This is a genomic window from Alteromonas sp. KS69, assembly GCF_003989595.1.
In the GTDB taxonomy this organism is placed as follows: domain Bacteria; phylum Pseudomonadota; class Gammaproteobacteria; order Enterobacterales; family Alteromonadaceae; genus Alteromonas; species Alteromonas naphthalenivorans.
This window is the reverse complement of record NZ_PYHU01000038.1, coordinates 13,368-30,727: the sequence shown is the minus strand read 5'-3', so window position 1 is coordinate 30,727 and position 17,360 is coordinate 13,368. Positions and strand designations below refer to the sequence as shown.

Annotated in this window: 19 protein-coding genes; 9 read left to right on the top strand and 10 right to left on the bottom strand. The window is 44.2% G+C overall.

Features of this window, described 5'->3' with window-relative positions; translation table 11 throughout:
* Positions 1 to 53: 53 nt before the first annotated feature.
* Genes C7Y69_RS17165 through purM form a run of 3 tightly spaced genes read right to left on the bottom strand, consistent with a single transcriptional unit; the run spans position 54 to position 2,444 of the window.
* Positions 54 to 797, bottom strand: coding sequence for a DUF3108 domain-containing protein (locus C7Y69_RS17165; RefSeq protein ID WP_185864192.1), 744 nt, complete (start codon positions 795 to 797; stop codon positions 54 to 56).
* A complete protein-coding gene (gene purN / locus C7Y69_RS17160) occupies positions 757 to 1,407 on the bottom strand; it encodes a phosphoribosylglycinamide formyltransferase (protein WP_126873520.1) in 651 nt (216 codons plus the stop codon). Before purN ends, C7Y69_RS17165 begins: the two co-directional genes overlap by 41 nt.
* The gene (gene purM / locus C7Y69_RS17155; protein ID WP_126873518.1) at positions 1,404 to 2,444 is read right to left on the bottom strand and encodes a phosphoribosylformylglycinamidine cyclo-ligase; all 1,041 of its coding nucleotides are present in this window, start codon (positions 2,442 to 2,444) and stop codon (positions 1,404 to 1,406) included. Before purM ends, purN begins: the two co-directional genes overlap by 4 nt.
* A gap of 277 nt (positions 2,445 to 2,721) precedes the next feature.
* Here purM and C7Y69_RS17150 point away from each other — a divergent pair, with 277 nt between their 5' ends.
* The gene (locus tag C7Y69_RS17150; protein ID WP_126873516.1) at positions 2,722 to 4,095 is read left to right on the top strand and encodes a DUF2066 domain-containing protein; all 1,374 of its coding nucleotides are present in this window, start codon (positions 2,722 to 2,724) and stop codon (positions 4,093 to 4,095) included.
* A 10-nt stretch (positions 4,096 to 4,105) separates the two neighbouring features.
* A complete protein-coding gene (hda, locus tag C7Y69_RS17145; protein ID WP_041452882.1) occupies positions 4,106 to 4,843 on the top strand; it encodes a DnaA regulatory inactivator Hda in 738 nt (245 codons plus the stop codon).
* Between the two features lie 85 nt (positions 4,844 to 4,928).
* On the opposite strand, the gene C7Y69_RS17140 is transcribed toward hda, so the two are convergent.
* The 4 genes from C7Y69_RS17140 to arsC are packed head-to-tail and all read right to left on the bottom strand — an operon-like array spanning position 4,929 to position 8,362.
* Complete coding sequence (locus tag C7Y69_RS17140) at positions 4,929 to 6,884, bottom strand: hypothetical protein (protein WP_260563614.1); 1,956 nt, start codon at positions 6,882 to 6,884, stop codon at positions 4,929 to 4,931.
* On the bottom strand, positions 6,884 to 7,303 hold the full coding sequence (locus tag C7Y69_RS17135) for a DUF2069 domain-containing protein (protein ID WP_126873515.1): 420 nt from the start codon (positions 7,301 to 7,303) through the stop codon (positions 6,884 to 6,886). Before C7Y69_RS17135 ends, C7Y69_RS17140 begins: the two co-directional genes overlap by 1 nt.
* Positions 7,293 to 8,009, bottom strand: coding sequence for an NAD(P)H-dependent oxidoreductase (locus C7Y69_RS17130; protein ID WP_126873513.1), 717 nt, complete (start codon positions 8,007 to 8,009; stop codon positions 7,293 to 7,295). Before C7Y69_RS17130 ends, C7Y69_RS17135 begins: the two co-directional genes overlap by 11 nt.
* Positions 8,009 to 8,362, bottom strand: coding sequence for an arsenate reductase (glutaredoxin) (gene arsC, locus C7Y69_RS17125; RefSeq protein ID WP_013784239.1), 354 nt, complete (start codon positions 8,360 to 8,362; stop codon positions 8,009 to 8,011). The genes C7Y69_RS17130 and arsC overlap by 1 nt, the downstream gene beginning before the upstream one ends.
* A gap of 129 nt (positions 8,363 to 8,491) precedes the next feature.
* Here arsC and C7Y69_RS17120 point away from each other — a divergent pair, with 129 nt between their 5' ends.
* Positions 8,492 to 8,713, top strand: a complete 222-nt coding sequence (locus C7Y69_RS17120; RefSeq protein WP_013784238.1) for a hypothetical protein — start codon at positions 8,492 to 8,494, stop codon at positions 8,711 to 8,713.
* Positions 8,714 to 8,742: 29 nt separating this feature from the next.
* Positions 8,743 to 9,234 (top strand): TlpA family protein disulfide reductase, encoded by a 492-nt coding sequence (locus C7Y69_RS17115; protein ID WP_126873511.1) that lies wholly within the window; start codon positions 8,743 to 8,745, stop codon positions 9,232 to 9,234.
* Here C7Y69_RS17115 and C7Y69_RS17110 read toward each other — a convergent pair.
* Positions 9,229 to 10,698: a M48 family metalloprotease gene (locus C7Y69_RS17110; protein ID WP_126873510.1), complete on the bottom strand. Its 1,470-nt coding sequence runs from the start codon at positions 10,696 to 10,698 to the stop codon at positions 9,229 to 9,231. The two genes, C7Y69_RS17115 and C7Y69_RS17110, sit on opposite strands and share 6 nt — an antisense overlap.
* A gap of 279 nt (positions 10,699 to 10,977) precedes the next feature.
* Here C7Y69_RS17110 and C7Y69_RS17105 point away from each other — a divergent pair, with 279 nt between their 5' ends.
* Positions 10,978 to 12,054: an AI-2E family transporter gene (locus C7Y69_RS17105; protein ID WP_057792036.1), complete on the top strand. Its 1,077-nt coding sequence runs from the start codon at positions 10,978 to 10,980 to the stop codon at positions 12,052 to 12,054.
* Between the two features lie 134 nt (positions 12,055 to 12,188).
* Here C7Y69_RS17105 and bcp read toward each other — a convergent pair whose 3' ends face one another.
* The gene (gene bcp / locus C7Y69_RS17100; RefSeq protein WP_126873509.1) at positions 12,189 to 12,659 is read right to left on the bottom strand and encodes a thioredoxin-dependent thiol peroxidase; all 471 of its coding nucleotides are present in this window, start codon (positions 12,657 to 12,659) and stop codon (positions 12,189 to 12,191) included.
* Positions 12,637 to 13,200: a glycine cleavage system protein R gene (locus tag C7Y69_RS17095; protein ID WP_013784233.1), complete on the bottom strand. Its 564-nt coding sequence runs from the start codon at positions 13,198 to 13,200 to the stop codon at positions 12,637 to 12,639. Before C7Y69_RS17095 ends, bcp begins: the two co-directional genes overlap by 23 nt.
* A 180-nt stretch (positions 13,201 to 13,380) precedes the next feature.
* On the opposite strand from C7Y69_RS17095, the gene dapA reads away from it, so the two are divergent.
* The 4 genes from dapA (at position 13,381) to C7Y69_RS17075 (ending at position 17,223) form a co-directional block, all read left to right on the top strand.
* On the top strand, positions 13,381 to 14,265 hold the full coding sequence (dapA, locus tag C7Y69_RS17090; protein WP_013784232.1) for a 4-hydroxy-tetrahydrodipicolinate synthase: 885 nt from the start codon (positions 13,381 to 13,383) through the stop codon (positions 14,263 to 14,265).
* 12 nt (positions 14,266 to 14,277) lie between these two features.
* On the top strand, positions 14,278 to 15,381 hold the full coding sequence (gene bamC / locus C7Y69_RS17085) for an outer membrane protein assembly factor BamC (protein ID WP_126873508.1): 1,104 nt from the start codon (positions 14,278 to 14,280) through the stop codon (positions 15,379 to 15,381).
* A gap of 12 nt (positions 15,382 to 15,393) precedes the next feature.
* Positions 15,394 to 16,107 carry a phosphoribosylaminoimidazolesuccinocarboxamide synthase gene (purC, locus tag C7Y69_RS17080; protein ID WP_013784230.1) on the top strand — a complete coding sequence of 238 codons (714 nt, stop codon included), beginning with the start codon at positions 15,394 to 15,396 and terminating at the stop codon, positions 16,105 to 16,107.
* A 246-nt stretch (positions 16,108 to 16,353) separates the two neighbouring features.
* On the top strand, positions 16,354 to 17,223 hold the full coding sequence (locus C7Y69_RS17075; protein ID WP_126873506.1) for a DMT family transporter: 870 nt from the start codon (positions 16,354 to 16,356) through the stop codon (positions 17,221 to 17,223).
* The last annotated feature ends 137 nt before the right edge of the window (positions 17,224 to 17,360 follow it).

Below are 17,360 nucleotides of genomic sequence, written 5' to 3'. Positions count from 1 at the left end.
GTGGGGGCTCATCCATCGATGATGTCCCCACCTACAAACAGTGCAAGCAACGTTTACTGAGTGGCGTAAGACTTCAATTTAATATCGCCTTGTTCTTCACCATCTTTAAATTGCTGCAAACGCACCAAGGTATAGTTTAATGATGGAGCAAACCACGCAAAGGTTTCACGGGTTTTAGAGTCGCGAATAAGCTTCACTTTCACCGTCTCGAATTCGCCATAGGGTAATGACAGGCTTTCCTTGGCCACCACTTCAACACCGTAGGTACGCAACTCACCACGATAGTTAACAAAGTCGTAGGAAAGGTTCGTTTCGCCAGAGGCTAATTGGTTTGCCAAGTCTACGCGGTAAATTTGGTTGTCGAACTGGCCGTTCCAAACAAATTCTTCGCCATTCTCAACCGCTATTTTGCCGCCGTTATCGGTGTTGAAATTAACGGTGAGCTTTTTATCTGGCCCTGTACCTGTGCGAGTATAATGATACTCAATAGGTAATACGGTACTGTCTTCTACTTTAAAAATAGAGTGCTCGTAGCGTTTGTCAGATAAAAAGAATTTTGACACTTTGGAAGAGTAAGTGAGGGAATATTGTGTATTGCTTAACGCTTCAAGTTTAATGCGAGCTTCGCCCACATCATCGCCCCATTTGTAAGCCGTATAAACTGCCTCGTAGGGTTGAAGTTTACTCTCTGTTGTATCGGCTGCGTGGGCGCTAGCGCCCACAAAAGCCAAAAGAAACGCTGCTACATAGCTGCGTTTACTCGTTTGCATAACCCGATTCTGGGAGTTCTTGCTCATCTAGGATAGCCTTATTATTTACCATCTTAAGTCGCCCCGCACTGAACCAAGAAAGCACTAATGGGTATATGCGACGCTCCTGTTCTTGAACACGATCTGCTAAGTCTACCGCAGTGTCATCTTCGAAAACCGGCACGCGGCTTTGAATGATGACTGGGCCGCCATCTAACTCAGGCGTAACAAAGTGCACGCTAACGCCGTGTTCTTCGTCGCCGTTATCGATAGCTTGCTGATGTGTATTCAAACCTTTGTATTTGGGCAACAAAGATGGATGAATGTTCACTAATTTTCCAGAAAAAGTATTTACAAACTCAGGCGTTAGGATACGCATGAAGCCTGCAAGCACGATATAATCAGGGTTTAGTGATTCAATTTCTGCTTGCAAAGCCTTGTCGTAGCTTTCCCGACTGTCATGCTGCATGTGGTCTAGGCTAATGGCGGTAATACCGGCTTCTTGCGCACGGGTTAAACCGTACGCATTAGGGCGGTTACTAATAACACCACATATTTCAGCATCAAGTTTTTCAGCGCTGATGTTATCAATAATGGCCTGTAAGTTACTGCCGTTACCTGAAATTAGAACGCAAAGTCTGGTTGATGGAGTGCTCACGCGTTTATCTCAACTTGCTGTTCACCGTCTTTGGCTTGAATGTCACCAATTAACCAGGCGTTTTCACCGTGTTCTTTCAAGGTTGCAATAGTGGTATCTACATCGGCTTCATCAATAACAATCACTAAGCCAACACCACAGTTGAACGTACGGTACATTTCGTGACGAGTAACGTTGCCGTTCTCTTGTAGCCAGCTAAACACAGAAGGCCACTGCCAGCTCTTCTCGTCAATCACCACTTTTGCATCATCAGGTAATACGCGAGGGATGTTTTCCCAAAAGCCGCCGCCAGTAATGTGTGAAATGGCGCTGACTTCCACTTTCTCAAGCAATGCCAATACAGATTTCACATAAATACGGGTAGGCTCAAGTAAATGCTCGATGAGCGGCTTGCCGTCTAAATCTTGATTTACGTCGGCGTTGCTCACTTCTAAAATCTTACGTACCAGTGAGTAACCGTTAGAGTGAGGACCTGACGACCCTAGTGCGATAAGTTTCTGGCCAGGCTTCACTTTAGTGCCGTCAATAACCTTTTCGGCTTCAACTACGCCTACGCAGAAACCTGCAATATCGTAATCGCCGTCGTGGTACATTCCCGGCATTTCTGCGGTTTCACCACCAATTAGGGCACATCCAGCTTGCTCACAACCATTACCAATACCGGTTACTACCGATGCAGCAACATCAACATCCAGTTTGCCAGTAGCGTAATAATCTAAGAAAAACAGCGGCTCTGCGCCTTGTACAATAAGGTCGTTAACACACATGGCAACTAAGTCGATACCCACACCATCGTGACGGTTTGCATCCATAGCAACACGAAGCTTAGTGCCTACACCATCGGTTCCAGAAACCAGCAACGGGTTCTTATATTTTGTTGGAAGCGAACATAATGCGCCAAACCCACCAAGGTTTCCTTTTACTTCCGGACGGTGAGTCCTTTTAGTAACGGATTTAATACGGTCGACAAGTTGGTTTCCCGCATCAATATCGACACCAGCATCTTTATAACTAAGAGAGGTTTTATTTTCGCTCACGTTTGCGCCCTAGAACTAAGAGTAAGAGGTAGAAAAACGCGGATTCTACCAGTAAGTCACCACAAGTCCAATTGACTAGGGCGGATATGGGTCAGATCATGTGAAAAAAGTGTAATTTGAGTATGAATTCTCTTTTTTGGTGGCTTCAAACTTCGTTTTTTATATTTATAGATGAAATAAACATAAATATGACAGAGAATAGCGGGCAACGATCTTTTGGCGTTGTAGTGGAGTAGTGAAGAAATTGATTTCTTATCGGAACAGGAAAATTAGGCGTATGTTTCAGCAACAATTAATTCGCGGTGTAGGGGTGGCAATAGCGGTGTGCACGATGAGTGCCCATGCTACGCAGCACGTGGTGGTTAATGAAGCACAGATACCTGTTAGTGATCAGAGTCAAAAAACACAAGCCAATGCAGTAAAAAAAGCCCTAACTGAGGTAATGGTGAAGGTATCGGGAAATACCGAGGTGTTGCAGAACCCTGGTGTAAGGGCTGCACTTAGAACTCCCGAGGCGTACCTTCGCTCGTACCGTTTTTCTTATTCAGGCAACGACACCTTTTATGTTGCTGAGTTTGATAAAACGAAACTGACCGATTTAATGAAACGTGAAGGCCTGCCTTTATGGGGCGAGCGTAGACCAGAAACTATTGTGTGGTTAGCCACAGAAACTGACGACAACGAACGCATCATTTTAGATGAAAGTACACCAACACCTGTAGGGGAAATGTTGGTTAACACCGCGAAAACCCGTGGTGTGCCGGTAAGTTTGCCGTTAATGGATTTAACCGACTCAGCCAGTATTTCCATTTACGATGTGTGGGGTAGGTTTGTTCAGTCTTTAACAGCATCATCACAGCGTTATGGTGTTGATAATATTATTGGCGCTCGTTTGTATAAAAATACCGCGGGTGAAATGCCGTCTATTCCTGAAGGCTTACCTACTTCGTCCGGTGCTTACCAAGATACTAATTACCAAGACAATACCAACTCTGAAAATCAAAGCCAAAACGCTATTGCAGGTACAGCGCAGCCATTAAGTGGTCAACTCGATTTAAGTGACGTTGACAACATGGTTGATGGCACGAACCTGCAGGTAAACGAAGAGCAACAAGCCAGCCTTGCAGACGATGAAGTGACCGCCACGGCGGCTTTGGTGAATGAAGCGCAAGAAATGCCGCCTTTCACGATGGATGAATTCACTCAACACGCCCAAAAAGCACAAGAAGGTGAATATGCGCTTGATTGGGTGTTTGTGGGTAATGGCAAGGTAAGCTACGGGTCTATTTTTGCCGACGAACCTACCTCACTTACTCAGCAGTTGGTTGATGCCTATGCCAACTACTTATCTTCACAATACGCGGTGATCCCAGGTGCGGTAGATGCCGAAAGAGTGCAAATTTCTGTGTCGGTTGCCAATATAGATTCATTAAAAAAATACGCTAACGCTAATGCGTATTTGAAGAGCTTAAGCGTGATAGAAGAAGCGATGTTAACTGGGCAAACTGGTTCAGTAGCCACTTACAATTTAACTTTGCTTGGCACCCCGGAAGATTTACTCAATACCGTAAGGCTTGAATCTAAACTTCGGCCTGTAACGGATTCTTTCGGTCAAGTGGTAGAAGGATATACCTTTTACTGGAATGAATGACCCTTTTGCTATGCAGCTAACTCTCCCTGTAACGCTACCCACAGATGAAACCTTTGACAGTTTTGTTGATACGGGAAACCAAGAAGTGGTGGCATTGCTGAAGGGTATTCCAAGTGCTATGCCTGCCTGGCAGGATGCGCCGTCTTTAGCGTCGCTTTCTGCGTTACACTTGCCATTAGTGACATTGCTAGGTGGGCAAGGATTGGGTAAAAGCCATTTACTGTATGCATTGTGTCATCAACTGGCGCAGCAGAACGTAAACCACCTTTATTTAAATTTAAACCATCATGCCCAGTGGTCCTTCGATATCTTTGATGGGTTAGAAAACCTCTCGGTTATCTGTTTAGATAATATACATGCCATAGCGGGTCATGCACGATGGGAAGAAGCCTTATTCGACCTTTTCAATCGGGTGATAGAAAACCCTCACGCACTTATTGTGGGTAGCAGTCAGCACGGCCCTTCACACCCCGCATTTCAATTGCCAGATTTAAGCTCTAGGCTTGCGTGGGGCGTAATTTATCATTTAACGGCGCTGAATGATGAATCGCGTAAGGAAGTAGTTCGATTGCGGGCTAATCAACGGGGATTGCGGTTGTCAGAACAGGCATTGCAGTTTTTGCTGCACCACAGCGACCGAGATTTGCGAAGCTTATTAAACTTACTAGCCAGGCTTGATACCCGCTCATTGCAAGAACAAAAAAAGCTCTCTGTCGCTATGGTTAAGCGAGAACTCGGGCTTAATTAACACAGCTTTATTCCTGCCGCTATTGCTCTGCCATAATATCTCTGCCGTAATATCAGTACCGCGTTTCTCGCCTAATATTTCTCCCCTAATACTGACTTTCCTCAAGCTTCTTTTGTGCTTCTATAATCGCATTCTTTTCATCGCCAGTTAGCTCGACACTTTCTTCATTGTCTAAATTCACCGTATTAAACCACGTACTGCCGTCAGGAAATAAAGTCGGTTTTGGCATCGCCGCTTGAATAGCCGGAATGTCGAGCAAGGGTAATACGCGGCTAACCGCATAATCTACGCGTAATTGAAGGTTGTCGTCGTTAATACGATCTCGTTGCCCCCATGTGACATTATAAGAACCATCGTCTACTGCATCACCCGAAAATATACCCACATCGGCACTGGCGCCCATTCGATAAAGCATCATGAAGCGCTCGACCAAATTAGCAAAGTCTTCTCTTTCGGTATAATAGGAATAAAAGGTCACTGCACCGTCGTTAGCAAACCAATTAGCCACTTGAGCCGCTGAATAAGCGCGCTGTGTACTGTTAGCCGCATCGCCCCCGTAGCGTACCTGCGCCAGCGCATGAAGTTGCGATGAAGTCAGTGGCAAGGTGTTTTCAAGGCCTGTAGATAGAGGCGTGTTGTTGTTAACGTAGTTTAAAGGGGTATTGCTGTTAGATAAGGTCGACCAAGTTGTATAGTCGAAGAAATCATTTGCGTGGGCGAGTTCGTGGTACATCAACCATGTTAGTGCGGCATCGACACCTTGTTGAGTGCGGGTTGCCCTTGTTGACGCTGCCAAGCCAGTTTGTGGGTAGTAGTATTCACCCTCTTTTACATATCGCCAAAAGATAGAAAAATCTAAATCACTACCAAAGCCGCTGCGATAGTCGGGCTGGGTATTAATGGTGTCTCGTTCTTCAGGGCTGCGCCAAAAATTATTCGCATCCAGATAAATAGCACCCGTTACGGCCCAATAAAACGAGGGGCGAATATCGTAAGAAATCACGACTGCGCTGGTTGCTCTTAGCATTTGTAGCAAATCTTCGCTGCTGTCAGATGTTTGTAAGAACTGCTCGAATGCTTCTCCCATCCAAGGGTGTGACACATAGGTTCTATCTAAAATATCATCAATAGTAGGCGATTCTGTTTGCTGCCCAATAAGAGGAAGTTGGGCAAAAGTGCAGCTTGATGTTAGTTCATTGTTGTATACACAAGCTTCTAACGCAGCGGCATAGGGGCTATTGGGACGGTACGCTTGCATGTGCGAAGTAACGGTTTCTAGAATACTGCCTGAGTCGTCAACGAAATACGCATCCGAATTTATATCAATATTCTTTATCACTACCTGAACGGTATCGGTTGCAACAGAACCATCATCGAAAGCTAGCGTAGCTTGAATTTCTGCAATGCTGTCGGCGCTGACTTGTGGTGCTTGAAAATAAAGGTTGTAGGATAAATCGTCGTCATCAAAGGTAAATGCGGGTATGGATGCCCCCGATAGCTGTTCCCAGGTAATGTCCGTTACGGTTTTTAAACTGTTGTTATCTACGTGCAGTGAAACGCGGCCACCTTCGCTGGCTTCGTGACCTAAGCGTAAAATGGCTTCAGGAGGCTGACCTTCAATAACGTTAAGGCTAAACTCTTGGGTTAAGGTTTCGTGGGTAAAGGTTTCTTGGGTAGAGGTTTCTTGGGTAGAGGTTTCGTTGGGAGAAGTTTCGCCGACTGAAAACGATGCGGTAACCGAAACAAGGTATTCGCCGGCCGCCGTAACATCGAAGCCTATGGCTTGGGTGTGAGAGGCAAGAGGGGCGATACTGCCTGCACCACTCACCGCATTAACGGTCCAATTTACGCTGGTGATTGATGTGCCCGATGGGGCAATAACGGCAAAATCAGCAGAGTCGCCAGCAATAAGTTCGCTGGCGCCCTGTATGGTTAAACTGGGTGGTGAAGATGGGGTAGGTGTAGTGGTGTTGCTATCTCCTGTTGAACCGCCGCATCCATATAATGCCAACAGTGAAATCGGTAGTAGCCACTTCATCATTATTCCCCTTGTTCGAAATGCGCCTTTTCTTCTTGCATAACTTGTTTAAGTTTTTTCAATCCTAGGCCAAGCTCACGTCCACGTTTACGCGCAAACGCACTGCAACCAACGAACATTCCCACACATAGTAGAATTTCAATGGCTGCATACCAGCGCTCTTCAGGTACAGCGTAAGCCACCGTACAGCCGTGCATTAAATAAAACAGTACCACGAAATTTGCCCAAGCGTGAGTATACGGCTTACCTTGTATAACGCCTTTGTAAGGTAAAAGTAATGGCACTAAATAAACTAGCGTAATAAATATTGGTGAGTACGTTAGCGTTTTATTAAGAAAAAACTGCCACGCAATAATCCACGCTATTAAGAGGGTATGACAACCAAGTGCCAAATAACGGTAAAAGCGAGTGTTAGGCGCCATGTGTTGTCTCCGGGTTATTCGCATGCCACAAAGCATTGGCTAATTTTGCCAGACGTTTACCTTGAGCAATACATAAAGATTTTTCATCTTCAGTGAGTGTGACAGCGTTGTCGAGTGCGACGTGACTCACACCGTAAGGGCTTCCACCGCTGCGAGTTTCATGAAGCGCTGGCTCGCTGTAGGGCAGGCCGCACATCACCATGCCATGGTGAAATAGCGGAAGCATCATAGACAGCAGCGTTGATTCTTGACCGCCATGCATAGAAGAACTTGATGTAAATACACACGCAGGCTTATTAATTAACGAGCCTTTTAACCATTGGCTACTGGTGCTGTCTAAAAAGTGCTTCACTGGTGCAGCCATGTTACCAAATCGCGTAGGGCTTCCTAGGGCAAGCGCGCTGCACTGCTCGAGTTCTTGTAAGGTTACCGTAGGGGCGGCGTTAGGGTTTGCCTCTTTTAAACTGGCGTCTGCATTTTCTTCGCCTGAGCCCTGATCACTTGAACTATTCGAGTTAATGTTTAGGCTTGCCACGCTGCGCACTATTACTTCAGGTCGCACAAATGATGCAGCGGTAGCAGGTGATGCAGAGATAGCATTCGCTTCCATGCTTGATAGTTCAGCCATTGCACCTTGTGCTATAGCATCGGCTAACCTTTTGGTACTGCCATGGCGGCTGTAATAAAGAATTAAAATAGGGCCCATTATACGATTTCCAGTACGGCCTCTGGCGGTCTTCCAATACGGGCTGCATTGTTGTTAATCACCACAGGGCGCTCAATTAACTTAGGGTGTTCTACCATAGCGGCAAAAAGCTGCTCATCGGTAATATCTGCACCACCTAATGCATTCGCTTTATAGGCTTCTTCTTTGGTACGCATCATGTCTCGCACATTTTCTATGTTAAGTTGCCCAAACAAGGTTTTAAGTTCAGCGATACTCAGCGGCGTTTTTAAATATTCTACTACGGTAGGCGAGATACCTTTTTCTTCAAGTAGTGCTAAGGTTTGGCGGCTTTTAGAGCAGCGCGGGTTATGTAAAATAGTAACCGAAGACATAATGTCGCCTCATCGTTAAATCATTGCCAAATTTTGGCGCTGACTATTGCTTGTTTGAAGGTATTTTTCAAGGTGCTAAGGCCTTATTAGTGACAAAAGCGCAATAATATTGGTGTGTAGGCCCCATAAATGAAAGGTGATGCTAAGCAATTAACCCTGCTTGTGCAAACTACGTGGTTAATCTGGCGTAAATACCAAGGTAATCTCATTCTCAAACACATGAAAATACTTGCTATTAAATACGCAGCAAGGCATGTTTGCACACCGTTGTTATCTATATTGTTGTTTATATTATTTATAAATAATAACGCTGCTCTTTTGGTAAAGAAGTATGGCAAAGAAGTACGGTAAAGAAGTACGGCAAAAAAGGTGCGCTAAAAATGACGAACGCTGTGAAGCAAGGGCTGTTGATTATATTGGTGATGTTACTTTCGGCAACCGCTGGAGTATGGTTTTACCATTACCATCAAACCGACTTTGAAACCCTTCAGGGCGAAACATATAAATGGCGTGATTTAGAAGGTAATTGGGTGATCATTAATTACTTTGCACCCTGGTGTGCGCCGTGTTTAAGAGAAATGCCTGAGTTACATCATTTAAGCGAAAACCTACCGCCAAACACTTTGTTATTCGCGATTAATTACGACGTGCTACCGGAAGATGATTTACAGGCCATGGCAAACAAGTTTGATATTACGCTAAATTTGATTGTGGCTAATGAAGAAACCCAGCTTCCCATTACAAAGCCGCCGTATTTACCGGCGACTTATATTGTGGGCCCGAAAGGGCAGGTTCAAGCCGAGATTTTAGGTGAGGTAACCGCTGACATCTTAAAAGACAAAATTGCGGCGTTGCAGGCGCAGGCGCTATAAACGCTGTAACCGCTCTTCTTGATCTCTAAATTGCTTTATTCTTGCCCTAATGCGCTGCTTTTGAAGATGGTCGTCGTCTTTCGCAAAATTATAAGCATACTGTAATTCATCTACGGCGCGAGTATAAGCGCCATACAAGGCGTACACTTCTGCCTTACTTTGATGCATTTGCGAAAAGCGCTTCGCTTTTTGATACGCTTCTGACATCAACTGATGCGCAATTTGGTATTCGTCGTTCACCAATAAAAAGTCTTTCAACAAGCTAATGGCATCATCGTAGCGACTAGCACTTATCATGGCATTCGCTTGGTTAAGCGCCAGTACTTGATTGCGTGGGCTGTTCTCTACAAAAGGTGACAGCATTTCCACTGCCTTCAGAGGCTCGCCTTTAGCAATGTAAATATCTGTCGCGGCGTCTAAGTAAAACAAATTACCGCTATCTTTGGTTAACAATTCACCCATAATGATTTCTTGGGCTTTGTCGTACTCTTCCGTTCGCATATACGCCAATGCTAAGGCGTAAAGCGAAGCTTCTCTTACTCGATAAGCCTTTTTATCTACCTGTGCGGTAAAATACTCTACCGCGTAATCAGGTTCGAATGAGTACCTGGCCATGATTCTTGCTTTAGCAAGTTCAAACTGTTTACTTACCGGAACAAAGCGAGAAGGATAGTCGTCTGCACGCGAACGGGCATCGGCAATACGAGATTCAGTTAATGGGTGAGTTAACAAACGCGCTGGCGGGCGAGAAACGTTTCGATACTCTTCAGCCATAATTGAAAAGAAGTCGGCAGCGCCATTGGCATCAAAACCTGCTCGAGACAGCATGGCAATACCGATGCGGTCGGCTTCTTGTTCATTAGAGCGGGTGTAGTCAATTTGCATTTGCACTGAAGCCGCTTGGCCAGCTTGCATTGCCGCCATACCCGCCTGAGGGTTTGCCATGGCAATTAATACGCCACCAATAAGAGATGCAATCGCTAAGGGCGACGAACGTTGTTGCGCTTGCATGCTTCGAGCGATATGCCGTTGTGTAACGTGAGAAATTTCGTGAGCCAGCACCGAGGCCAACTCACTTTCAGTATTTGCCCGTCGCATAAGGCCCGTGTGAACACCTATATGCCCACCAAAGAAAGCGAAAGCGTTAATCGCGTCGTTATTTACCCAGAAAAAACGGAAGGGGAATTTAGCATTTTCGGCATGAATAACTAGGCGGTTACCTAAATCTTGTAGGTATTCGTCTAAAACTGGATCGGCGATTAGCGGGCTTTGCCCGCGCATTTGACGCATAACGGCATCGCCAACAATCATTTCCTTGTCTAAAGAAATAGCGTCAGACGCCACTACGCCAATTTCGGGCAGCGCATTTTTATTCGTGTAACTCACGCTTTGCGCAATACTCGACAAGCTTGCTGTAATAAGGAAAGACAGCACCAAGAGTTTTTGAGATAACCTTTTCTTCATGTACCTGTGATTTACTGAACAATACTGGAATACGTATTAGAGCACCAAAGTACCGTTTCAGTTTCAATTATTTATTATGAATTTTATCATTCTGCCTAGATAAGTAGGTTTATGCCAGTTTTAGTGCAATTTACCCTCATCAATTACTTTGGCATTTGACCTGAATATTGCTTATTAAATCGTCTTACCAGATTGATTTAAATAGAAAGTGTATTGCCCGATGCTAAGTCTTTACACTATGATGCGTATCCTATTCTTCAAATTTCTCAGGAAGCTTTTATGATCAGTGTGTTTGGTCGCTGGTACCGACGCAAATTTTCCGATCCTGATGCAGCTATGCTGCTTATACTCATACTTATTACAACCGCCGCGCTACTTTTGTGGGGCGAGCTTATCATGCCTGTTTTAGTGGCAGCCATTGTGGCTTATTTACTTGATTGGCCGGTTACCCACCTCGTTAGATTCGGTGTAAGCCGCGCGATAGCTTGCGGCATCGTATTAATGGGGTTCATTACCCTCGTCATTTTCATGTTGATTGGTTTAGTGCCCATTGTCACTCGGCAAAGCATTAATCTTATTCAAGAAACCCCTTTAATATGGCAAAAGGCCCAAGATTGGATCTTAACCTTGCCAGAAAAATACCCAGATTACGTGCAGGTTTACCAAATTCATCAAATGATGGAAGGGCTAAACGACAAACTTGTTGGTGTAGGCGAAACATTAATTTCGGCATCTTTTAGCAATATTGCGAATGTGGCTGCGCTATTAGTTTATGCGGTGCTTGTGCCTTTAATGGTGTTTTTCATGTTGAAAGACAAAATGTATTTCTTAGAAAGCATATCTAACTTGTTGCCTAAAGAGCGCCGGTTGATTACGCAAGTTGGCCATGAAATGAATTCACAAATTGCCAATTATATCCGCGGCAAAGTAATAGAAATTGTGATTGTTAGCTTAGTGTCGTGCGTGACCTTTGCCTTCATGGATTTACGCTATGCTATTTTGCTTGGCGTATTGGTAGGTATTTCTGTGCTAATTCCTTACATAGGCGCAGCGGTGGTTACCATTCCTGTTGCCATAGTTGCATTGTTTCAATGGGGCTTAACACCTGATTTCTGGTATTTGTTTATTGCTTATTCAATTATTCAGGCATTAGATGGAAACTTATTGGTGCCTTTGCTTTTCTCTGAAGCAGTAAGCCTGCACCCACTGTATATTATTATTGCTGTGCTGGTATTTGGCGGCCTTTGGGGCTTCTGGGGCGTTTTCTTTGCCATACCGTTGGCAACATTGGTAAAAGCGGTAATAACAGCGTGGTCGAGTAATCCTGCTGGATTACCGGTGGCTGAAAGCGAATAGGGCTTTAATAACAAAGCCAATAGAAACGAAAAAGGCGGTAGTGTGAACTACCGCCTTTTTTGTGAGCTTTTTATGAATCTTTTTGTCAATGTTAAATCGATATCAAACCGCTAACGAAATACATTTATAAAGAGTTACTTGTTATCGGCTAAGTAATCTAAAACTACTGAGTGATGCTCTTTGGTTTTGAACTTATTAAAAACGTGTTCAATAACGCCGTTTTCGTCTACTAAAAAGCTCATGCGGTGAATGCCGTCATACTCTTTACCCATGAATTTTTTCAAACCCCATACGCCAAAAGCGTCTGCTACGGCGTGGTCTTCGTCAGACAACAAAGTAAAGTTTAGGCTTTCCTTTTCAGCGAATTTAGGCAAGCGTTTAACCGCATCAGGGCTAATACCCATTACTTCCACATTCAAACCGTCTAACGCCTCTTTACTGTCGCGTAAGCCTTGTGCTTGCACGGTGCAACCAGGCGTCATCGCCTTAGGGTAAAAGTAAACCAGTACTTTTTTACCTAGGTAATCTGATAACGTAATGGTTTCATCATTTTGGTTTTGAAGTGAAAACTGTGGTGCTTTGTCACCAGCTTGAAGCGTGTTCATTAGATTCCTTAATATGTTTGTCTACAACTTTACCGGTTACATTGAGTTCTTCAAACAACGCGGTTAGTTCTGATTCTAGAGCAGCAAAATCTTCCGAGGCGGGCATGTTCACAACAAACTTGCATCGCATACATTCGTTTTTACACTCGGCCGCTTTGTACGTGGCTTGTCTAAATGCACTGATTGATGCGTTACGTTTTGCGAAAAAGCCCGTCACTGCCTCAATAAGGCCAGCGGTATCTTCGCCGCTGAATTCAACGTGAAATAAGTGATCGAGGTTTTGCTTTTCGTGGTGACTGGTACGTTTCATCATGGAAAGCAGATCGAGACGCTGACAAAGGGGAGGCACAGTACACTCAGCGCGCGTAATGGCTGACTGCGAGCCTTCTAAAATCATAGTGAGTGAAAACTCTTGGCCATAAATAGCTTGCCGACTATCTAAAATGTTGCACTGGGCTTCTGATACCGTGGATGCAATTTCACTTAATATACCCGTTTTATCTGAACCTAAAATGGTAACAATCAGTTGTTGCTGAGACATTAAAACCTACATCACAAGAAACGTATTACGTGATGGTAGCATAGAGTTTTTTTTTAGTACCAGCGGCTTTTTGTAGTATTGATACAGATTATTGTCAAATTCTTGGCATTTAGGCGTGAGATAGCTTGTGTTTAGCTACCGACATATTTACCATGTGCGCTCATATTTTGCGGAGAGATTATGTTTACTGGTAGTTACGTAGCACTCGTCACGCCGATGTTTGAAAACGGCGACATCGATTACAAGTCACTTGAGAAGCTAGTGCGCTTTCATGTTGAACAAGGCACACATGGTATTGTGTCTGTTGGCACCACTGGCGAGTCGGCCACCTTACCGTTTGATGAACACGTAAACGTAGTTAAAGAGACCGTTGCTATGGTGTCTGGCGCTATTCCTGTTATTGCAGGTAGTGGCGCAAACTCAACTGCCGAAGCGATTTTTCTTACCCAACAATTGGGTGCGGCCGGTATCGACGGCTTCTTAAGTGTAGTTCCTTACTACAACAAGCCTCAACAAGCAGGCATGGTGGCACACTTCAACGCCATTGCTGATGCTAGCGATTTACCGGTGTTGTTATACAATGTACCGGGTAGAACCGTTGCTGACATGCTGCCTGAAACCGTTGCCGAACTTTCATCTCACAAAAACATTGTTGGATTAAAAGACGCAACCGGTGATATTGCTCGCCTTAAAGCAACGCAAGCACTTGTTCCTTCAGACTTCGTTTTACTAAGTGGCGATGACGGCACAAGTTGTGAGTTTATGTGTGAAGGCGGTCATGGTGTTATTTCTGTGACAGCAAACGTGGTACCTAAAGCAATTGCACAAATGTGCGAAGCCGCTTTAGCAAAAGATTTTGATAAATGTCGCACTATAGATGAAAGCATCGAATTGCTTCACAGCGCGCTATTTATCGAGCCTAATCCAGTTATTCCAAAGTGGGCTTTATACAAAATGGGCATGATGGAAAGTGCACAAATGCGATTACCTATGGTTTTACCGGAACTTGTAAGCCAAAAACATATCGAAGAACTATTACAAAAATACGCATTGATTTCGGGTTAATAAGGAACACAGATGAATAGAACGCTGGCTATAGTGAGTTCGATGGTTGTAATCGCACTTGCAGGTTGTTCAAGCCAAACAGATAGAAAGACGGCTTCAGGAACGTACAAATACTTAGAAACAAAAGAACAAACCCCAGTACGTGTTCCAGCCGACTTAGATGCGCCCACTTTTTCTAGAGAGTTTGCAGTACCTGAATTAGACGAAAGCGTAGATGAAAGTCTTGTTGGAAAGAAATTACTTGTGCAGTCTCCTGCATTAGTATTGCCGCTTGTTACTGGTTCACACGTTGAAGAAGGCAAAAGCACAGCAACAATTTGGTTTGACCAAGTTGATGATAGCCAGCCGTTAAGCCAAGCCGTGTGGAATTCTTTGTTAAGCTTCCTAGAAGAACAAGGCATTGGCGTAGATTTCTTCGATCCTGAACAGCAAGTGTTAAACACTGACTGGATGATCATCAAAAAAGAAGTGGATAGCCCTTGGTACAGCTGGACCAGCACCGAAAGTGAAGTGGGTCGCCGCTTTGAATTCGTTCTAGACGTAAAACCTCACGGTAGAACCGCAGCGCTTTCTGTTGATTTAAAAGACTACATGGCCACCACGGGTGACGATGTTGTTGCAGAAATTTCTAGCATGCAAGAGCGCCGCGAAGAAGTAGACGTACTGAACCAAGTGATTGGTCATTACGAATACCAAATTCAGTTACAAGAAACCCGCCGTATTGCACGTATTCGCCAAGGCTTAAATACCGAAATGGGCTTTAACGATGACGGCAACCCAGCATTTATGGTTGATGCACAGTACGACGTGGTATGGCCACGTATGTTGCTAGTATTGCGTAAACTTGGTTTCGACGTAAAAGATTTAGACAAATCAAACGGCTTACTGTTTGTTACCTATAATGGTAGTGACACGGGTTGGTGGGGCGGCTTGTTCTCCAGCGACAACGAGTTACTTGAAAAAGGTGACTACCGTTTAAAAGTTTCACGTGCCGGTGAGAGACGCAGTTCAGTGACTTTCATGAATAATGAAAGCGAACCTTTTGAAGCCAATCAGGTTTCAGACCTTTACGGCGCATTTGCCGAGGTCATGTCAGAAGATAACCTTGATATATAATTGAGACTGAGAATGGAAAAACGTGACGAGCTTTACCGCGGTAAAGCAAAAACTGTGTATTTTACCGATGACAGCGATAAGTTAATTCTGCATTTCAGAAACGACACATCAGCTTTCGATGGTGAAAAAATTGAACAGCTAGACCGTAAAGGCGAAGTGAATAACAAGTTTAACCATTTTATTATGACTAAACTTGAAGAAGCGGGTATTGCTACGCAAGTAGAAGCCTTGCTTTCTGACACTGAATCTTTAGTTAAAAAGCTAGACATGATCCCAGTGGAATGTGTTGTTCGTAACCTAGCGGCTGGTTCTTTGGTTCGTCGTCTTGGTGTAGAAGAAGGGCAAACGTTGGCACCGCCTGTGTTTGAATTCTTCCTTAAAAACGACGCACTGCACGACCCTATGATTAACGATTATCATATTGTGTCATTTGGTTGGGCGACTGAAGCGCAAATTGCTGAAATGAAGTCGTTAACGTTTAAAGTAAATGCCGTACTTAAATCGCTGTTTGATGAAGCAGGCATGTTGCTAGTAGATTACAAACTTGAATTCGGTGTTGATCCTGATGGCAACATTGTTTTAGGTGATGAATTTACCCCTGACGGTTGTCGCTTGTGGGACAAAGAAACCCGTAAGAAGATGGATAAAGACCGTTTCAGACAAGGCCTAGGCTCAGTAGTTGAAACTTACATTGAAGTTGCAGAACGCTTAGGTGTTTCACTGTAACTTACATAGTAATGTAAAGATTGAACGAAAAAAGGACCCATTGCGGTCCTTTTCTTTTGCCTGTAAAAAGGTAAATTAAGCATCGCTTTGATTAACATAGCTTTGATTAAACAACGCTTTATTTAAAATAGCCTTGTTCAAAAAGAGCTTTGTGCATTTTATATAAAGCTAAATGCACAACTAAACGTTATAAAATTATCATCATTATAAAAAGGGCTTTTATGTATACGCTGCTGGAGAAAACGAATGGGTAACCCGTACGGATTAGTATGTATTGCCATGCTGGCGTTTGCGGCCAATTCGTTATTATGCCGAATGGCATTGGCTAATACCGATATCGACCCGGGTCTTTTCACCACAATACGCTTAGCCAGTGGCGCATTGTGCTTAGCCCTTTTAGTGGCCTTTACTGCCCGCCGTTCATCAAAAAACACCAGCCCAATAGCAGCAATTAAACAACAAGCATCAATAGCAGGGGCGTTAAGCTTATTTATTTACGCTATTGCATTTTCTTATGCGTATATCTCGATGTCGACAGGCACAGGCGCGTTGCTATTGTTTGGGGCGGTGCAGCTCACAATGATTTCAGTGGGCTTATTAAAAGGCGAACGCTTTGCTACATTTCAGTGGCTAGGGTTTTTACTGGCTTTTGCAGGCTTAGTTATCTTGCTGCTTCCAGGGGCTAGTGCGCCACCATTGTTTTCAGCCCTATTAATGATAAGCGCCGGTATTGCATGGGGTTTCTATTCCTTACTAGGTAAAAAGAGTAATGCGCCCTTATTGCTAACGGCGGGTAACTTTTTATATGCCACGCTTCTTACCCTGCCTTTAATTGTTTGGTTATGGGTAACCGATACCTGGCAATGGAGCAACGATGGGGTGTTATTTGCGCTGGCATCTGGAATAGTGGCATCTGGCTGTGGCTATGCCATTTGGTACAAGGCATTACCTTTAATTCAATCGACAACGGCTGCCACCGTTCAGTTAAGTGTTCCGGTTATTGCTACACTGATGGGCTGGGCGTTTCTTGCCGAAGCCATTAGCGTACAAATTATGGTTGCCTCTTTAATGACATTAGGCGGTATTTGGTTGGTTATTAAAATGCGCAAATCTTAGTTTAACGAAGCTGTGTTAATCGAAGCCTAATTTAGGAGAAAAGTACGCCCGCTGGACACTACTAATAAAAGGCAAAGTAGCAGTAATTGGCAAAGCATGTTAAAAAGTAGTTAAATGTAGATGTCGATGAACTGGGT

Coding starts and splice junctions, on each gene's coding strand:
- bcp (WP_126873509.1), bottom strand. CDS start 12,659: ATGAACACGCTTCAAGCTGGTGACAAAGCACCACAGTTTTCACTTCAA.
- C7Y69_RS17095 (WP_013784233.1), bottom strand. CDS start 13,200: ATGTCTCAGCAACAACTGATTGTTACCATTTTAGGTTCAGATAAAACG.
- bamC (WP_126873508.1), top strand. CDS start 14,278: ATGAATAGAACGCTGGCTATAGTGAGTTCGATGGTTGTAATCGCACTT.
- purC (WP_013784230.1), top strand. CDS start 15,394: ATGGAAAAACGTGACGAGCTTTACCGCGGTAAAGCAAAAACTGTGTAT.
- C7Y69_RS17110 (WP_126873510.1), bottom strand. CDS start 10,698: ATGAAGAAAAGGTTATCTCAAAAACTCTTGGTGCTGTCTTTCCTTATT.
- arsC (WP_013784239.1), bottom strand. CDS start 8,362: ATGTCTTCGGTTACTATTTTACATAACCCGCGCTGCTCTAAAAGCCGC.
- C7Y69_RS17165 (WP_185864192.1), bottom strand. CDS start 797: ATGAGCAAGAACTCCCAGAATCGGGTTATGCAAACGAGTAAACGCAGC.
- C7Y69_RS17135 (WP_126873515.1), bottom strand. CDS start 7,303: ATGGCGCCTAACACTCGCTTTTACCGTTATTTGGCACTTGGTTGTCAT.
- C7Y69_RS17130 (WP_126873513.1), bottom strand. CDS start 8,009: ATGGGCCCTATTTTAATTCTTTATTACAGCCGCCATGGCAGTACCAAA.
- C7Y69_RS17150 (WP_126873516.1), top strand. CDS start 2,722: ATGTTTCAGCAACAATTAATTCGCGGTGTAGGGGTGGCAATAGCGGTG.
- C7Y69_RS17140 (WP_260563614.1), bottom strand. CDS start 6,884: ATGATGAAGTGGCTACTACCGATTTCACTGTTGGCATTATATGGATGC.
- C7Y69_RS17105 (WP_057792036.1), top strand. CDS start 10,978: ATGATCAGTGTGTTTGGTCGCTGGTACCGACGCAAATTTTCCGATCCT.
- C7Y69_RS17120 (WP_013784238.1), top strand. CDS start 8,492: ATGAAAGGTGATGCTAAGCAATTAACCCTGCTTGTGCAAACTACGTGG.
- hda (WP_041452882.1), top strand. CDS start 4,106: ATGCAGCTAACTCTCCCTGTAACGCTACCCACAGATGAAACCTTTGAC.
- C7Y69_RS17075 (WP_126873506.1), top strand. CDS start 16,354: ATGGGTAACCCGTACGGATTAGTATGTATTGCCATGCTGGCGTTTGCG.
- dapA (WP_013784232.1), top strand. CDS start 13,381: ATGTTTACTGGTAGTTACGTAGCACTCGTCACGCCGATGTTTGAAAAC.
- C7Y69_RS17115 (WP_126873511.1), top strand. CDS start 8,743: ATGACGAACGCTGTGAAGCAAGGGCTGTTGATTATATTGGTGATGTTA.